At 66.1% G+C, this 15379-nt stretch carries 17 protein-coding genes and 1 tRNA gene; 7 read left to right on the forward strand and 11 right to left on the reverse strand.

Annotation, left to right across the window (positions count from 1 at the left end):
- Nucleotides 1–16 precede the first annotated feature (16 nt).
- Together ACCQ16_RS19085 and rocF are read right to left on the reverse strand one after the other, a co-directional pair.
- A complete protein-coding gene (locus ACCQ16_RS19085) occupies nt 17–169 on the reverse strand; it encodes an entericidin A/B family lipoprotein (RefSeq protein ID WP_011348912.1) in 153 nt (50 codons plus the stop codon).
- 106 nt (nt 170–275) lie between these two features.
- Nucleotides 276–1199 carry an arginase gene (rocF, locus tag ACCQ16_RS19090; protein WP_008576436.1) on the reverse strand — a complete coding sequence of 308 codons (924 nt, stop codon included), beginning with the start codon at nt 1197–1199 and terminating at the stop codon, nt 276–278.
- Between the two features lie 320 nt (nt 1200–1519).
- Between rocF and ACCQ16_RS19095 the strand changes: the two genes are divergently transcribed.
- The 5 genes from ACCQ16_RS19095 (at nt 1520) to tmk (ending at nt 5099) form a co-directional block, all read left to right on the forward strand.
- Nucleotides 1520–1972 carry a roadblock/LC7 domain-containing protein gene (locus tag ACCQ16_RS19095; RefSeq protein ID WP_008576438.1) on the forward strand — a complete coding sequence of 151 codons (453 nt, stop codon included), beginning with the start codon at nt 1520–1522 and terminating at the stop codon, nt 1970–1972.
- 63 nt (nt 1973–2035) lie between these two features.
- A complete protein-coding gene (locus tag ACCQ16_RS19100) occupies nt 2036–2395 on the forward strand; it encodes a roadblock/LC7 domain-containing protein (RefSeq protein ID WP_003486613.1) in 360 nt (119 codons plus the stop codon).
- A 96-nt stretch (nt 2396–2491) separates the two neighbouring features.
- Entirely contained in the window at nt 2492–3409 is a 918-nt protein-coding gene (locus ACCQ16_RS19105; protein ID WP_372380092.1) for a hypothetical protein, read from the forward strand.
- Nucleotides 3406–3948 (forward strand): GTP-binding protein, encoded by a 543-nt coding sequence (locus ACCQ16_RS19110; protein WP_003486615.1) that lies wholly within the window; start codon nt 3406–3408, stop codon nt 3946–3948. The genes ACCQ16_RS19105 and ACCQ16_RS19110 overlap by 4 nt, the downstream gene beginning before the upstream one ends.
- A gap of 470 nt (nt 3949–4418) precedes the next feature.
- Nucleotides 4419–5099 (forward strand): dTMP kinase, encoded by a 681-nt coding sequence (tmk, locus tag ACCQ16_RS19115; RefSeq protein ID WP_209261447.1) that lies wholly within the window; start codon nt 4419–4421, stop codon nt 5097–5099.
- A gap of 302 nt (nt 5100–5401) precedes the next feature.
- Here tmk and ACCQ16_RS19120 read toward each other — a convergent pair.
- The 4 genes from ACCQ16_RS19120 to birA all read right to left on the reverse strand — a co-directional run bounded on the left by ACCQ16_RS19120 (nt 5402) and on the right by birA (nt 8130).
- Nucleotides 5402–5477 (reverse strand) — tRNA-Thr (locus tag ACCQ16_RS19120).
- Nucleotides 5478–5509: 32 nt separating this feature from the next.
- A complete protein-coding gene (locus ACCQ16_RS19125; RefSeq protein WP_277573277.1) occupies nt 5510–6430 on the reverse strand; it encodes an SPOR domain-containing protein in 921 nt (306 codons plus the stop codon).
- A gap of 9 nt (nt 6431–6439) precedes the next feature.
- Nucleotides 6440–7168, reverse strand: coding sequence for a type III pantothenate kinase (locus ACCQ16_RS19130; RefSeq protein WP_029820639.1), 729 nt, complete (start codon nt 7166–7168; stop codon nt 6440–6442).
- Nucleotides 7165–8130, reverse strand: a complete 966-nt coding sequence (gene birA, locus ACCQ16_RS19135) for a bifunctional biotin--[acetyl-CoA-carboxylase] ligase/biotin operon repressor BirA (RefSeq protein ID WP_042774001.1) — start codon at nt 8128–8130, stop codon at nt 7165–7167. The genes ACCQ16_RS19130 and birA overlap by 4 nt, the downstream gene beginning before the upstream one ends.
- Before the next feature lie 355 nt (nt 8131–8485).
- On the opposite strand from birA, the gene ACCQ16_RS19140 reads away from it, so the two are divergent.
- Nucleotides 8486–8800, forward strand: a complete 315-nt coding sequence (locus tag ACCQ16_RS19140) for a hypothetical protein (RefSeq protein ID WP_008576447.1) — start codon at nt 8486–8488, stop codon at nt 8798–8800.
- An 8-nt stretch (nt 8801–8808) separates the two neighbouring features.
- Nucleotides 8809–9564 carry a M90 family metallopeptidase gene (locus ACCQ16_RS19145; protein WP_029820641.1) on the forward strand — a complete coding sequence of 252 codons (756 nt, stop codon included), beginning with the start codon at nt 8809–8811 and terminating at the stop codon, nt 9562–9564.
- A gap of 136 nt (nt 9565–9700) precedes the next feature.
- On the opposite strand, the gene ACCQ16_RS19150 is transcribed toward ACCQ16_RS19145, so the two are convergent.
- The 5 genes from ACCQ16_RS19150 to ACCQ16_RS19170 form a co-directional block, all read right to left on the reverse strand.
- Nucleotides 9701–10885, reverse strand: a complete 1185-nt coding sequence (locus ACCQ16_RS19150; RefSeq protein ID WP_057681281.1) for a DUF1501 domain-containing protein — start codon at nt 10883–10885, stop codon at nt 9701–9703.
- 119 nt (nt 10886–11004) lie between these two features.
- Nucleotides 11005–12594 (reverse strand): DUF1800 domain-containing protein, encoded by a 1590-nt coding sequence (locus ACCQ16_RS19155; protein ID WP_277573276.1) that lies wholly within the window; start codon nt 12592–12594, stop codon nt 11005–11007.
- Between the two features lie 118 nt (nt 12595–12712).
- Nucleotides 12713–14083, reverse strand: coding sequence for an ATP-binding protein (locus tag ACCQ16_RS19160; RefSeq protein WP_008576455.1), 1371 nt, complete (start codon nt 14081–14083; stop codon nt 12713–12715).
- 74 nt (nt 14084–14157) lie between these two features.
- On the reverse strand, nt 14158–14841 hold the full coding sequence (locus tag ACCQ16_RS19165) for a response regulator transcription factor (RefSeq protein WP_002808458.1): 684 nt from the start codon (nt 14839–14841) through the stop codon (nt 14158–14160).
- A gap of 71 nt (nt 14842–14912) precedes the next feature.
- A complete protein-coding gene (locus ACCQ16_RS19170) occupies nt 14913–15278 on the reverse strand; it encodes a hypothetical protein (RefSeq protein WP_031424692.1) in 366 nt (121 codons plus the stop codon).
- Nucleotides 15279–15379: the final 101 nt, after the last annotated feature.

Raw genomic sequence — 15379 nt, forward strand, 5'->3', positions numbered from 1 at the left:
CACGCGATGTGACGGATCAGCACTTACCGTCGCTGCATTTTTCGGCCGTTTTCTCGACCTTGTCGCCCGCACCCTGCATGTCCTTGCCGGCGCCGGCCACGGTGTTGCAGCCCGTCATCACGCCGGCCGAAAACAGGCCCAGCACCATCAGTGTCAGCAGTCGCTTCATCGCTTGTCCTCGTTCTATCACGGTGCCAGCGCACCTGGCTTGGCGCCAAATCTGACTGCGCGGCCGTGGATTTGATGTGAACGCGTCCCGGTGCGCTCGGTCCGGATCAATCCCGCATCAGCGTCGACTTGCCGAACAGGCTCTCGACCAGATCCACCGCCAGTTCGGCGGTCGCATTGCGGTTGTCCAGCACCGGGTTGAGTTCGACGATATCCAACGAGCCCATGCGCCCGGTGTCGGCAATCATTTCCATCACCAGTTGCGCCTCGCGGTAGTTGGGGCCACCGGGCACCGTGGTGCCCACGCCCGGCGCGATGCTGGGGTCGAGGAAGTCCACATCGAAACTCACGTGCAGGTGCGTATCGGCGCTCATGCCCTGCAACGCCGCTTCCATGGTGCGCTTCATACCGGCTTCGTCGATGTAGCGCATGTCGTACACATCGATGCGGTGCTGCTTGATCAGCCGCTTTTCCTCCGGGTCCACCGAGCGGATGCCGATCTGCCGCACCTGCTCGGGCAACAACGCCGGCGCACTGCCGCCCAGGTGGGTCAGCGACTCGGGCCCCAGCCCGCACAGGCAGGCCACCGGCATGCCGTGCACGTTGCCCGAAGGAGTCACCTCGCTGGTGTTGAAATCCGAATGCGCATCCAGCCACAGCACCCGCAACGGCCTGCCCTGCTCGCGGCAGTACTTGGCCACCGCCGTGATCGAGCCGATACCCAGGCAATGGTCGCCACCGAGCATGATCGGCATGCGCCCGGCACGCAGTTCGGCGTAGCTGGCGTCCATCAGCGCCTGGTTCCACGCCACCACTTCGTCCAGATGCCGGTAGCCGGCCTGCGGCGCCTGCCAGGGATTGCGCGGACCATCCAGATTGCCCAGATCGCGCACCTCCACGCCGCGGCCGACCAGCGCCTCCTGCAGGCCGGCGATGCGTAGCGCCTCCGGCCCCATGCGCGCGCCGCGGTGGCCCGCGCCGATGTCGGTGGGAACGCCAATCAAGGAAACCGGCACGTACTGCGTTGCCATGCATTGCTCCAGTATCGATAAAGCCGTGCAGTCTAGTTGCCCGCCCGCACAGTGACGCGCGGCAGCGCAGCACGCATGTCGCCTGTACTGAACAGTGCGAGCAAACGCGAGGTTTAGATCTGCCTCGTCGCGCCGCTATCGTGACGTACCAAGGCACTTTGTGGCGCACCGGACTTTGCCGATTCTGCCTGTCTGACCGCCCAGTTAAGCACCACGGGCGAGCGTGACAGCCTGCTCGGATCCGGGTGGTATGGTGCGCCGCCCGGCGCGGCACACCACGCACGTACGCGCCCGGGCCATCACGCAACAGGGGGATTTTCATGCCGCACAACGCCGTCAACCAGGTCGTCAAGGCTGCCGTAGGCGAAGTCCCGCGGGCGTTGCATTTCTACGATCTGCAGCGCATCGGTCACGAGTTTGCGCAGACCATCGAACGTGAGCCGGGCATCCGCCTGTTGATGCTTTCCACGGCAGACGGGCGCGCCATCACCGAGCGTTCCAGCCTGGACGTGGACAGTCGCCGGCTTGCCGCGATGGCTAATTCGTTCCTGACCCTGGGCGAGACCCTGGCGCGCGAATCCAGCCTGAAAGAGGCCGATTACGCCACCGTCAGCACGCGTGCCGGGCAGCTGGTGCTGATCCGCATCCGCGCCGACAAGCCGCTGACGCTCACCGCAGTGGGCAGTGGCGACATCAATGCCGCTGCGCTGTTGTTCAATGCGCGCGATTGCGCCGGCCGCCTCGCCACCGTGTTGACCCCGCCGCAAGGCTGAGCACCTGGCACTGTTCGTGCATGCCGCAAGGCACCCATTCCTCATCGTTTCCAAGGACCACACGTGTCAAAACTCAATCTGGAACACCTGCATTCGCTGGCCGGCTTCGTCGGCGCGGCGCTGGTCGATAGCGACAGCGGCATGGCGCTGGGCATGACCGGCGGTGCCGAGCTCAACCTGGAATTGGCGGCGGCCGGCAACACCGAAGTGGTGCGCGCCAAGCGCCGCATCGCCGAACAGCTCGGCCTGAACGACACCATCGAAGACATCCTGATCACGCTTGCACGCCAGTACCACCTGCTGCGCCCGCTGGAAAGCAACAGCACGCTGTTCCTGTACGTGGTGCTGGACCGTGCCAAGGCCAACCTGGCCATGGCCCGTCACGAGCTCAAGGCGTTCGAAAAGACCCTCGATTTCGGTTGATGCCGACAGCGCGGTGCCAGCGCATCGCCTGATCCAGCCTGCCGGTGCAGACCGGCAGGCATCTCGTAATCCAATGCGCCGCTACGGCGCCAGCTCATGACCACACCCATCAACGCCATGCGGGTCGCCACGGCCGGCCTGGACCTGCTGCACACCACACGCCTGAAACTGGCGTGCTGGCTGCTTCTCGCCGACCGCATCGACGTGCAGTTGGGCCAATGGCCGCAGCACGCGGCCGATGTGGTGGTACTGGGCCTGGACAGCGCCGACGGCTTGGCCGCCTGGCAGGCATTGCAGGGGCAACCGGTGCGGGTGCTGGTGGTGTCGCGCACGCCCGTGGCTGGCGCGTGGATCAAGCACGGCGCCACCGTGCGCGAACTCAACGAACACATGCGCCTGCTGTTGTCCTCGCCGCACGCTACCCCGGTCGCGGAGCCGGCATTGCTGCTGCGGCACTGCCGTGGCGAATTCGGTGCCGGCGCAGCGACGCTGCAGCATGCGCAGTTGCAGGTGCGTGTGGACCCGGGCAATGGCTGCGTGCAGTTGCCCGCTGGCGTGGCGCTGGCGCAGGTCATCGCCGCGCTGGACCGCTCGGGCTGGCACGTCGTGCCGGACCTTGCCGCGACCGCGTTGCCCCAACGCATTTCCTTCGAAGCGCTGTTTTTCGCCCTGCCCGAGCATCTGCGCCAGGCGCTGCCGGCAGTGGAACCCGGCCATGCGCTGCAATTGCGCCAGTGGCCGGAATTGACTGCAGAGACCAGCTCGCCAGCCCAGTTGCTGGCCATCGCCCACCTGCATGCACGGCCCTGGCGCCCGCAGGCGCTGGCCAATGCTTGCAAGCTGCCGCTGCAAACGGTGGAATGCCTGTTCGCCGCTGCACTTGCCAGCGGCCTTGCCCAGACTGCGGAGATTCCCGTGCCTGCAACGCAGCGCCGCCCAGATGGCGGCAACACGCGGTTCTTTTCCTGGGTCGCACGTCGGTTCGGCCTTTCCCTCTTCCAGGCGCAGTCATGAGTCTTCCAGCCAACAAGCTGGTGTTCGTCGGCGGCATGGGCGCCGGCAAGACCACCGCAGTGCGCTCCATCTCCGATGTGGAGCCGGTCAGCACCGAAATGCCGCTCAGCCAGGACGCCTACGGCGACAAGACCTACACCACCGTCGCGCTGGACTACAGCTCGATCGAGCTGGAAGACGGCGAGCTGCTGCATGTCTACGGTGTGCCAGGCCAGAAATACCTGGATTTCATGTGGCCGCTGGTGTGCGACGGTGCGCTGGGTGTGATCGTGCTGACCAACGCACGCGACCCGCAGATGCTCACAGCCACGCTGGAGTTGTTGCGCGAGTTTTCGCAGATCGCACCCGAGGCCAGCCTGGCGGTGGGCATCACCATGACCGATGAAGTCGAGGATTTCCTGGTGCCGCCCTTTCGCGAGGCCTTGGTGGCCGAAGGCTTCCGCGTACCGGTCATGCGCGTGGATGCGCGCTCGGCCACCCAGATCACCTTCCTGGTGAAGTCGCTGCTGTCCTATCGCTACACCTCGGCGACCAGCTGATCGAAAGCGCGCCTGGCGCCGGCGCCGGGTACGGCCAGCAAGACAAGGAATCTGGTCACGACGGTGCCTGAGCGGGCGTCACGCGGGGGATGCCGCCTCTAGGGTGGCGGCGACGCGTCCGTCTTCCTTGAAGCCAAAAACACGACTCAGTCGCGAGATGCGCGTGCAGTGTGTCTGACTTGTTCAGTATGGCCCGCAGCCAGAAGCCAGGATATCGGGACATTTCCGACATCGCGCAGGACATACCGGCGATAAGTCTTTGGCAATATCCGCCACAACGCACGTCAACTCATTCTGTTTCCTCCCGTCGCGCGCCGCCGGGCACGTCGGCGCAGCGCTGTCGCTGCATCGTCGCGTATGCCATGTGCTCCTGCGGCTGACTTTTGCCAGGCGCGTGTCGCGCAGACTGCACGCTCTTCATCGCCCTGCTGCCGGTTAGGTTCATCGCCACGATCAGCTAAAGTAGCGCGATGACAATCGAACTGAAGCCCGGCGGCTTGCTGATCGCCATCGAAGGCATCGACGGCGCTGGCAAGACCACGCTCGCCCGCCGCCTGGCCGCCACCCTGGACGCGGCCGGCGCGCGTGTCGTGCTGAGCAAGGAGCCCACCAACGGCCCATGGGGCACCCAGTTGCGCCAGTCCGCCGCCACCGGCCGCCTGAGTGCAGAGGAAGAAGCCGAGCTGCTCATCCGCGACCGCCACGAACACGTGGACACCTTGATCGCGCCCGCGCTGGCACGCGGCGACATCGTCATCCTGGACCGCTACTTTCCCTCGATGGTGGCCTACCAGGGCGCGGCCGGTCTGCCGCTGGACGAACTCCTGGAGCGCAACGCCTTCGCGCCGCGCCCGGACGTGCTGCTGCTGCTCGACCTGCCCCCACCCACCGGCCTGGCCCGGATCCGCGCCCGTGGCGATGCGCCCAACCACTTCGAAACCCAGGACAACCTGGAACGCTGCCGCACGATTTTTGCCGCGCTGGACTTGCCCGGCAAACACGTGGTGGACGCCAGCGCCGATGCCGACAGCGTGCTGCGCCAGGCCCACGCCATCATCGTGGCTGCATTGGCCGACCGACTGAGCGGCGATGCACACACAGACACCGGCAAGGCCGCGCTGGAACTGCTCTCGGGCGGCCGCCCGGCCTGAGTGCTGCACCTCGCATGGCGCGATCAACATCGCGCGATGCACGTGCCATGGTGCCAACCAATCGAAGTGGCGACCAAACGGAGCCGGCAGCAGCCAGCTGTGTGGATCGCGCGCTCGGAACCGGAGCGCGCGCATACGCCCGCTCACACAACGCTGAGCACGCTACCGTTCGTTGGGACAGATGGCGGCAGAGAAACGCGCCATCGTGCTTGGCAACCGGTTGATGCAAAGCTCCACACCGCATCGCGTGCTCCAACAGCAGCAACGTCGAGCGTGATTGCCACGCATGCGTGGATCGAAGATGGTGCCGACACCCGGATTCGAACTGGGGACCTACCGCTTACAAGGCGGTTGCTCTACCAACTGAGCTATGCCGGCGAAGGCAGGCGCGTTGCGCGCCGGTGCGCATTCTAGCGCAGCGCGGCGCAATCTAGCGAACGCTGACGGGCGGCACCGGCAGCCCCTTGCAGGGCGTTGGTAGCCGCACTGGTGCGGACATCGATCCACCACCGCGATTGCCCGTTGCCGCTGGGCACCAGTTGCGCCGGGAATCCTGCGCCGACCAGGCTGGCCTGGCGCCGCTCGGCGCGCTCGCGGCTCTGGTACTGGCCCAGCGCCACGGTGTTGTCCTCGCCCTGCGCGATCACGTAGTAGTCGCCCATCCCGGCCGCGGCAATGCGCTTGACCAGGGCCTGCGCGGCCGCGCGATCGCCCACGTTGGGCAACATCACCCGAAACGTGCTGATGCCGGCGTCCTTGTCCTCGCGCACGTTGGCGCGACTGGCCTGCCCACGCACGCGTGCCAGCGCCGCATCGGCATCGGCGCGTGCCGCAAAAGGTCCCAGGCTGGCGCAGCGCTCCGCGGCAGGCGGGGATGGGGCGGGCGATGGTTGTGCCGCCGCCGCGGCGACGCCTTTGGCCGGTTTCGCAGCAGCGTTCGCCGCTGCCGACGTCTCAGCTGCACCGCGCGGCGCTTGCGCTGCGGCAGTGGTGGCCGATGTCGGCGCTGCAGACGTTGGCGCGGCGGGACCGGCAACTGCCGGCGTGGTCGGCGTGGTCGGCGTGGGTACCGATGCAGGCCCGGATGCTGTCGATGGCGATGGCGCCGGTGCTGTCGACGCACTCTCTGCCGCAGACCCCGATCCCGTACGCGCTGCAGCCGGCAGCCCAGGCCCGCCAGCACCGGTCACTGTCGGCAGCAATTCCAGCCGCGCCACACCGGTCGGCTGCAGCGGCGCCGGCGGTGGTGCCGGTGGCGGCTGCAAGGCCCACCACAACGCCACCCCGGCATTGAGGACGATCAAGACGACGATGAGCGCGCGGACATACATGCGCCGATTCTACGGGGACGCCGCAGCGGTCGCCCACGTCGCCAGACCATCCAGCACCAGGGCCGCGCGGAACGAGGCATCGGGCAGCAGCGGCAGCAACGGCGGCGCGCCACCGCCATGCACCAGCAGCCGCACCGGAACGCCCAGGCTGCGTTGGGCGTGCTGCAGGCTGCGCTCGATCAGCGCCACCGCCGCGCCATCGCAGCCGGAGGTCAAGGCATCGTCGGTGTCGATGGCCAGCTCGACGTAATCGCCGCCGCTGGCCGGCAGTTGCACCGCGCGCGCATGCAGCGCTTCGCGCATGGTGGTCGGCGAGGCGGCGATGCGGCCGCCGTGATGCAGGCCATCGGCGCCGAGCACGTCGATGGTCAGTGCGGTGCCCACGCCGGCCACCAGCACCGGCGCATCGCCCCGCGCACCCAGCAACGCCAGAAAGCGGTCCACGCCGAAGCGGCTCGGGTCGGCATAAGCAATCCGGACGCCGGCGCATTCGGCGGTGGTCCGCACGATGCGCACCTGCGTAAAGCGCTCCTGCAGGCAGGCGATCATGCGTTGCGTCAATGCCGGCGCGGCCACGCTGGCAACATACGCAATACGCCCGGACGGCAGCGCCGCCAGCGCCGCCGCGTCCATCGCCTCGGCGCCATGCGCCCACGCCTGCACCTGGCCGGCACGGTTGCCGTGCAGTGGCGCGTACTTGAAGCGCGAATTTCCCAGGTCGAACAACCACTCGCTCATGCAGGTCTCACGCTCACTTCTCCGGAGTGGAACAGGCGCACCGTCTCGCCCAGTTGCACCCGCAACGCGCCGTCGGCCGCCAGGCCGAGCGCGACGCCACGATGGTGGGTGCCGGCTTCCTCGACTTGCACCGTACGCCCGTGCAAGACATCCAGGTCTGCATAACGCCCCAGGAACGGCGCCAGCCCCTGCGCCTCGAACAGGTCCAGTGCCGGCAGCAACCCGGACAGCACCGCTGCCGTCACCTGGTCGCGCGACACCGGGCCGCCGGCCAGGGTATCCAGGTCGATCCAGGGCTGGTCGATGCTGGCCGCTGCGGTCGCCGGCATGTGCACGTTCAAGCCCAGCCCGATCACTGCACGCGCGTTGCCGGCCATCTCGCCGCCGCCTTCGATCAACAGGCCGCCCAGCTTGCGCTGCCGCGCCAGCAGATCGTTGGGCCACTTCAGCCCGACATCGGCAAACCCGCAACCACGCAAGGCTTCGGCCACTGCGACCCCCACGGCCAAGCTCAGGCCTGCGAGTTGGCCCAGCCCGCCATTGAAACGGCGCGACGCCGACAGATAAATGTGCGCGCCCAGCGGCGAGGTCCATTGACGCCCGCGCCGGCCACGGCCGCCGGTCTGACGCTCGGCCAGCAGCACCGCCACGCCCTGTTCGGGCGCCGGCTGCGCCAGCAAGGTGGTGTTGGTGGATTCCAGCGTCCAGGCCACATCCAGCGCCGCCAGCCCAGCTGCCGCACCGGGGGCCATGCCGGCGCGAATACGCGCCGCGTCCAGCAGATCCAAGGGCGTGGCCAGGCGATAGCCGTCACCGGCCCGTCCTTCGATGTCGACGCCGGCCGCACGCAGATTCTGGATGCGCTTCCACACCGCCGCGCGGGTCAGCCCGGCATCGCGCGCCAACGCATCGCCGGACAACCGGCCACCGGCGAGTTTGGCCAGCAACGCACGGTCATCCACGGCTGCGGCGGGCGATGCGGCGTGAGGTGGCAACGGCGCGGGCTGCAGCACCCGGGAGGAATGCCTGCGCGACGCGGCCGGCGCGCCGCCGAGGCAACGCGCGTGATGCAACATCGACAACCCAGACCAGGCGTGCGGTGGGCTCGGTGACCGACCGCACCGGGCATGCGCCCTGCGGCTGACCGGCGCGCGCGCCCGACCAATCTCCCGCAGCGCCGGCGCCGCACTGCCGGCCGCCGGCGCCTTTCATCTCACAGTGCATTGCGCGCAAAGTCCCCGAATCCATCCGCCAAAGTATGCGCCAAGCCCTCCCGGGCGCCCAGCGCGGCTTGCGTGAGGGAGTGAAAAGCGCGTTATGATCGGCGACTCACGCCGCTTGCCCTGGATGTGGACGATGCGCCGAATCACGGTTTGCCTGCTCCTGTTGTTGGCTCCGCTTGCCGCCCTGGCATCGGACCAGCTGATCGACGGCGATCATGACAGCTGCATCAGCACCAACTCGGCCGCGCGCGGCAGGACACCGGCGCCCGAAGCCGCACCGGCACGCAACAGCCCGCACAAGGCCACGCCGTCCACCGGCGGCGGCGGTGGCAGCGATGGCGATTCGTTGTTCCCGCGCATGCGCACGATGCCGCGCTGGCACAGTTTCCTGCCGGGCATGTTCCGCTGATCCAGTGGTTGATGCGCTGGCTGCGCCGGCCGCCTCCAGACATTGCTGATGCGCTGTGGCAGCGGCTGTGCGGCAGTTGCGCCTGGGTCGCCGCGCTCGATCCACTCCGCCAGCAACGCCTGCGCGCATTGACCGCGCAGTTCCTGCAGCAAAAGACCATTTCGCCTGTCGACGGGCTGCAGCTGCAACCGAACGATCAACTCGTGCTGGCCGCGACCTGCTGCCTGCCGCTGCTGGAAATCGGCGCCGCCGGTTGGCGCGGCTGGTCGCAGCTGATCGTGTACCCGGATGCGTTCCGCGTGCAGCGCACCCACATGGATGCGGCCGGGGTGATGCATGCCTGGGACGACACCCTGATCGGCGAAGCCTGGGAGCAAGGTCCGTTGATCGTCAGCTGGGCCGATGTGCAAGCCGACCTGGACGACCCGCAGGCAGGCTTCAACGTGATCGTGCATGAGATGGCGCACAAGCTCGATGCACTGGATGGCGCGCTCGACGGCACACCGCCCCTGCCGCGCGATGCGCAACGCGCCTGGGCGCGCGATTTCCAGCATGCCTACGATCTGTTTTGCCAACGCGTCGATGCGGGTCAAGACACCGAGATCGATCCGTATGCCGCCGAAGCCCCGGAGGAATTCTTCGCAGTGGTCAGCGAATATCATTTCTCCGCACCGCGCGTGCTTTTGCGCACGATGCCGCAGGTCGCCTTGCACCTGGAACGGTTTTACGGGCGCTCACCGTTTGCAGATTCAATGCAACGTTGATGTGCCGCGTCGCGGAGCGGCGTGCGGTATCGCACTTGGCAGGAGCAACCTGCAGCCGTCGCCCGAAGCAGACGCCGCGGGATCGACACAAGCCGGCTTCGATACCACGCACGGTGCGATCGCTCGCCATGCACACTCACACCAATCCAAGATCGCGTGGCTTGGCACCTGGGAACACCCGCTCCAACTGCGCTGGCGACAGCCCCCATAGACGGCCGAGCATTCCGCCGAACAGGCTGCGGTAGTTGTTGAGCACCGGGTAGTCGCGGTTTTGCAGCAGCTGCGACTGTTCGACCGCCACCTGCTCGCCAGCAATGCGGCCGCCGCGCACGCCACCGCCCAGCACCCAGTACGTTGTGCCATGGCCATGATCGGTGCCCTTGCTGCCATTCTCGCGGAAGGTGCGGCCGAATTCGGAGATGACCACCACCACGGTATCGTTCCAGGCCGGGCCCAACGCATCGGCATAGGCAGCCAGCCCTTCGCCGAGATTACGCAGGTTGTTGGCCAGGCCACCTTCCACACTGCCCTGGTTGGCATGCGTGTCCCAGCCACCGACATCGACGAACCCCAGGCGATAGCGCTCGCGCATCAGGGTCGCCATGCGCCGGGTTTCATCGGCAAACGTGCGTGCACTGGCGGCGCCACGGCCGGCTTGCTCCATCTCTTCGCGCAACTGCGCGGTGACCTGCTGACGCAATGCAAGACCATCGCGCGCAGCGGCGGCCAGCGGCGTGCTGTCGTACATCTGCGACAGGATCTGCGCCTGCCGCGCATCCAGCCCGCCTTTGCCGATACTCCGCAACGACACGTTGGGTAAATCGCCACCGCCCTGGAACGTCAGCGGCAACGAATCGGTGAACGCGATGGCCGGCACGCCACTGAGCACGCCAGACAGGCGCGCCATGAACCCGGAGCGGTAATCGCGGTGCTTGCCGGCCTGGCCGGATTCGATATCGTCCTGGGTTTCGAAGTGGCTGCGCGATAGATCGTCGGTGCCGGCAAACGGCACGAAGGCCACTTGCTTGCGTTCCCACAGTGGCAGCAGCGTCTGGCCTACCACCGGGTTGAGACCCCACTGCGCATCCAGCGCCAGGGCACTGTTTGGATTGGCGGCATCTGGCCGCGCAATCGCCAGGCTCGGCCGCGACTGGTAATAAAAATCGCTGCCATGCGGCACCAGCAGATTATTGCTGTCGTAGCCGCCACGTAAAAACACCACCAGCATGCGTGCGCTATCGCGTGGCGCAGCGAACAGACGGCCGGCCCACGGCATGCTTGCAGCGGCGGCAGAGGCAAGCAGAAATTGACGTCGTTGCATGGTGTACTCCCGCGGCATTGAGCGCCTGGCATTCGTTGGATCGCTGGATCGGTTGTTGTTGCATCTGCGAACGTGACGCGTGGGCCTTGAATCGGCAGATCCGACTCGGCGCCATGGCCTTAGCGATAATTGAAGTCTGGCGACGACAGCAAGAACCCATTCCATTCGACAGGCGAGCGCGCCTGCTCCAGCGCCTGCCGTGTGGCGGCCGACAGTGATGGCGCCAACCAGCGGTACGAGGGGTGCGTATCGATCTGCACCGGCGCAGGAATCGGCGTCTGGTTGTCGCCCTCCAGACGAAACAACTGCTTCGGTGCGCCGCCGATCGAACGCGCCACCTCGAACCTGCGTGCCAGCTGCCCGGAACTGGTCCAGGCCTGCGACTGCAGCGACCAACCATCGGGCGTGATGCGACCAAACAACGGTTCACCCAGCTGCTGCACCCAACTGGCCATTGGCGCGGCGTTGATCACCGGTTGACCCTCGTACGCCACCCGCATCGCCGACACCACGAACCGGTTCGGGTCCTTGAACTTGCGCGGTTGCGCCTGCGCAAACTCCGGCGACGCCAGCATGGTCTGCATGACCTTGGCGATATCGCCATCGCTGTGCTGGAAGGTATTGGCCATGCGCGTCACCAGCGCCGCAGGCGGGGCGTCGCTGACGAAGTACTCGGCCAGACGCTGCGAAATGAAATGCGCACAGGCCGGCTGGCGCACCAACACCTGCACGGCGTGTTCGATCTCATCCAGCCCACCGCCGGCAATGCGCTGGCCAAGCAGTATCTTGTCGCCGGGTTGGTGACGCGCCGGATTGAATTCGAACAGACCCTTGCGCACGACCTGCGCCTGCCCTGGCGCTGCAAGCGGCAACGGCGGCGCGCCATTGGCCTTGATCGGCACCAGGCCCGCGCCGGTGAGGATCAGCGCCAGTTGCTGCACATCCTGCTGGCCGTAGCCGCCGTGCACGCCCAGCGTATGCAGTTCCATCAACTCGCGTGCGTAGTTTTCGTTGACCTTGCCCTTGGCGTTCTTGGCGTTGTCCAGGTATTCCAGCATCGCCGGGCTTTCCAGCGTGGCCATCACCAGGTCGGCGAACTTGCCGGTGGCATTGGGGCGGATCGCATTTTCCATGTAGTCGGCCGCCATCCACTTCACCCGGGCCTTGTCGGCATACACGCTGAAATGATTGAGCCAGAACCACACCAGTTGCTCGCGCAGTTGATCCGGCGCGTACACCGCGCGCAACAGTTGCGCCTGCCGCGCCTGCACCAGCATCTGACCACCGCGCGCCTGCCATTCCTTGCGCAAGGCAACCTTCTCATCGCCATCGGGCATGGATTGCAGGCGGACCTTGTCGGCCTCGTACTGGGTCAGCAATGCCACCAGCGGGGTATGCAATGCGTCGAAGCGCTGCAGCTGCGCGCCTACCGCCGCGGGCAACGCAGCGTCGTCGCTGGGCTGCAACAAGAACGCACCAAAGCGCTTGGGGCCCAGCCGTGTCAGCTGCGTCGCGCTGCTGGCATCAACCCCATAGGTGGCCCGCTGCAGCCAGCGCATCTGCGATGGTGTCAGCGGCGTTTCGGCAGCCGTGCAGGTGAGCGCGTACAGGCTGCCGATCAACAGCGGCAGCACACGCCATCCTCGCGTGCGCCGCACGTGCGCGACGCGCGCATCCACGCCTACGGCCTGGCCAACTTGCTCGAACATGCAGCCCCTCCATCGCAACGGCTTGCCCGCCCAGTATGGGTAAGCCAACGCGTGAGGCGTTAAACGGTTGTCGGAACGCCAGCGCACATTGGCCACGGGTTCATCGGCCCTGCGGCGGTCACAATCCAGGCGGCAGGGTCACATCGAAGCGGGCACCGCCCAGTTCCTGCGAGCGCACCACCTGCAGCTCGCCGCGATAGCCCTTGATCAGGTCCTGCACGATCGACATGCCGATGCCATGCCCTTGCACACGCTCGTCGCCACGCACACCGCGCTGCAGAATCTTGGCCACGTCTTCCGGCGCGATGCCGGGGCCATCGTCTTCCACCGACAGAATCAGCCCGGCACGACGGCTACCGGTGGTGGGTCCCGGTTTTGCGGTCAGCAGCACCCGGCTGCGCGCCCACTTGAAGCCGTTTTCCAGCAAATTTCCAAGCAGTTCCTGCAAATCGCCCGGCTCGCCGTGAAAGCGTGCTTCGGGCGAAATATCGAATTCGCACAACACGCCTTTGACCGAATACACCTTCTCGAGGCCACGCACGATTTCTTCGGCGGTCGGTTCGATGGGCAATGGTGCCGCGAACAATTTGTGCCCGCTGGAAGCCGCACGCGCCAGCTGGTACGACACCAAATCGTTCATGCGGCGCAGCTGCACATCCATCTCTTCGTGCAGGTCGCGCTCGGACGCACCGCTATCGAGTTGTGTGCGCAAGACGGCAATGGGCGTCTTGAGGCTATGCGCAAGATCGGCCAGCGTGTTGCGCTGACGCTCCAGGTTGTCGCGCTCACTTTCGATGAAGGCATTGATGCTGTCGGTCAGCGGCTCCAGTTCGCGTGGATGCTGCTCGCTCATGCGCTGGATCTCGCCGCGCTGCACCTTGGTCAACTCGTTGATGACCCGCCGCAGCGGACGCAGGCTCCATTGCAGAATGAAGGCTTGCAATACCAGCAACACCACACCGGCGCTGCCAAGGTAGAACCACACTGCACCACGGAACACGCGCAGCTGCGCACCCATCGAGCGCGCGTCCTCCATCACGTAGATGGTGTACGGAATCTCGCCGCCGTGCTCGCGTTCGACATAGCTCACGCCCAGCCCGTAGCGATACAGCTGGCCCAGGCTGCCGTCGATCTGGGTCATTTCCAGCGGGCCGATGAATTCTTCCTGGCGCGGCTCGAGCATGCGGCCGTGCGGAATGTTCGGGCCTTCTGCCGACATCGAGGTCCAGCTTTCGTCCGGGCGTACAACTTCAACATAGAGCCCGCCGCCAGGCACATCGAAGCGCGGGTCGGGCGGTTGCCCGCCGATGTACAGCGACCCGTCGCGCACGAAATCGATATTGGCCGCATACGCGGAGGCGTAGTTCTTCAGCCGCTCACGCAGGTTCTTCTCGGCGGTGTCGGCAAACGCCACGTCCAGCGCGTAACCCGCCAGCGCCAGGAAGGCCACCAGGCTGAGGCTGGCGGCCAGCAGCTGGCGGGCCTGCAATGAGCGCGGCCGCCAGCGTCTATACCACTTGGAGCGGCCCGGCACTTGGTCTTCCTGCTCGCTGACGCGCTGACTCAGCCTTCGGTACGCGGAATGGCGAAGCGATAACCACGGCCACGCACGGTTTCGATCGGCTTGAGTTCGCCATCGGGGTCGAGCTTCTTGCGCAGGCGACCGATGAATACTTCCAGCACGTTCGAATCACGGTCGAAGTCCTGCTGGTAGATGTGCTCGGTGAGATCGGCCTTGGAGACCAGTTCGCCGGCATGCATCATCAGATACTCGAGCACCTTGTACTCGTAGCTGGTCAGATCGACGTTGGCGCCGTTGACGCTCACCGTCTGTGCCGCCAGGTCTAGCGCGACCGGGCCACATTCCAGCGTGGGCTTGCTCCACCCAGCAGCACGCCGCAGCAGCGCGTTGACGCGCGCCAGCAACTCTTCGACATGGAACGGCTTGACCAGATAATCGTCGGCACCCTGCTTGAGGCCTTCGACCTTGTCCTGCCAGCTCGAGCGCGCGGTCAGGATCAGCACCGGAAACTTCTTGCCTTCATCGCGCAGGGCCTTGATCAGCTCCATCCCTGACATCTTGGGCAAGCCAAGATCGATGATGCCGACGTCGAATGGCACTTCGCGGCCCATGTAGAGACCTTCTTCGCCGTCCTGTGCAGCGTCGACCGCAAAGCCTTCGCGCTTCAGACGCGCCGCAAGGGTTTCGCGCAGCGGAGCTTCGTCTTCGACCAAAAGGATACGCATGCACTCTCCCTAGTTACGTTGTCGGCCAGCGGCCGGGGAATTTATAAGACTGAACGCAGAACTATCTACGTTCAGTGGTTATCGTCGCGTGGTGGCGCGTCGGGCGGCGGCAAGTTACGCGCAGGCGCGGCCTGCGTCTGCTCCGGCTCATACACGGTGTGCACGCGCCCATCTTTCATGTACTTGACCCGATTGAGATTGCCGCCATCGAACGGCACACGCTCGGCACCCAGGATCTGTCCACCGGTAGACCGCTGCACATGCCGAATGGTGTCCGACAGCGTGCGGCTATTGCCGCGTGCCGAGGGCGGCATCGCCTCGCGTCCGCTCTGCACCATCGGATAGCCCTGGCCCCAGGCCGACGGCGCGGCCATGGCAACCCAGAGGGCAACCAGAGCGACTTGGCGAGCGCGGCAGTGCAATTGGGTCACAAACAAATCCTAGCGGGTTGTTCAGAAACATTCAAAATTCGTGAAATCGACCACGCATACCTGAGGGTCGAGCATCGGAATCGAGCCAAATTCTTGATTTTTCGGGG

Source organism: Xanthomonas sp. NCPPB 1062 (genome assembly GCF_041481705.2).
Taxonomy (GTDB): domain Bacteria; phylum Pseudomonadota; class Gammaproteobacteria; order Xanthomonadales; family Xanthomonadaceae; genus Xanthomonas; species Xanthomonas euvesicatoria.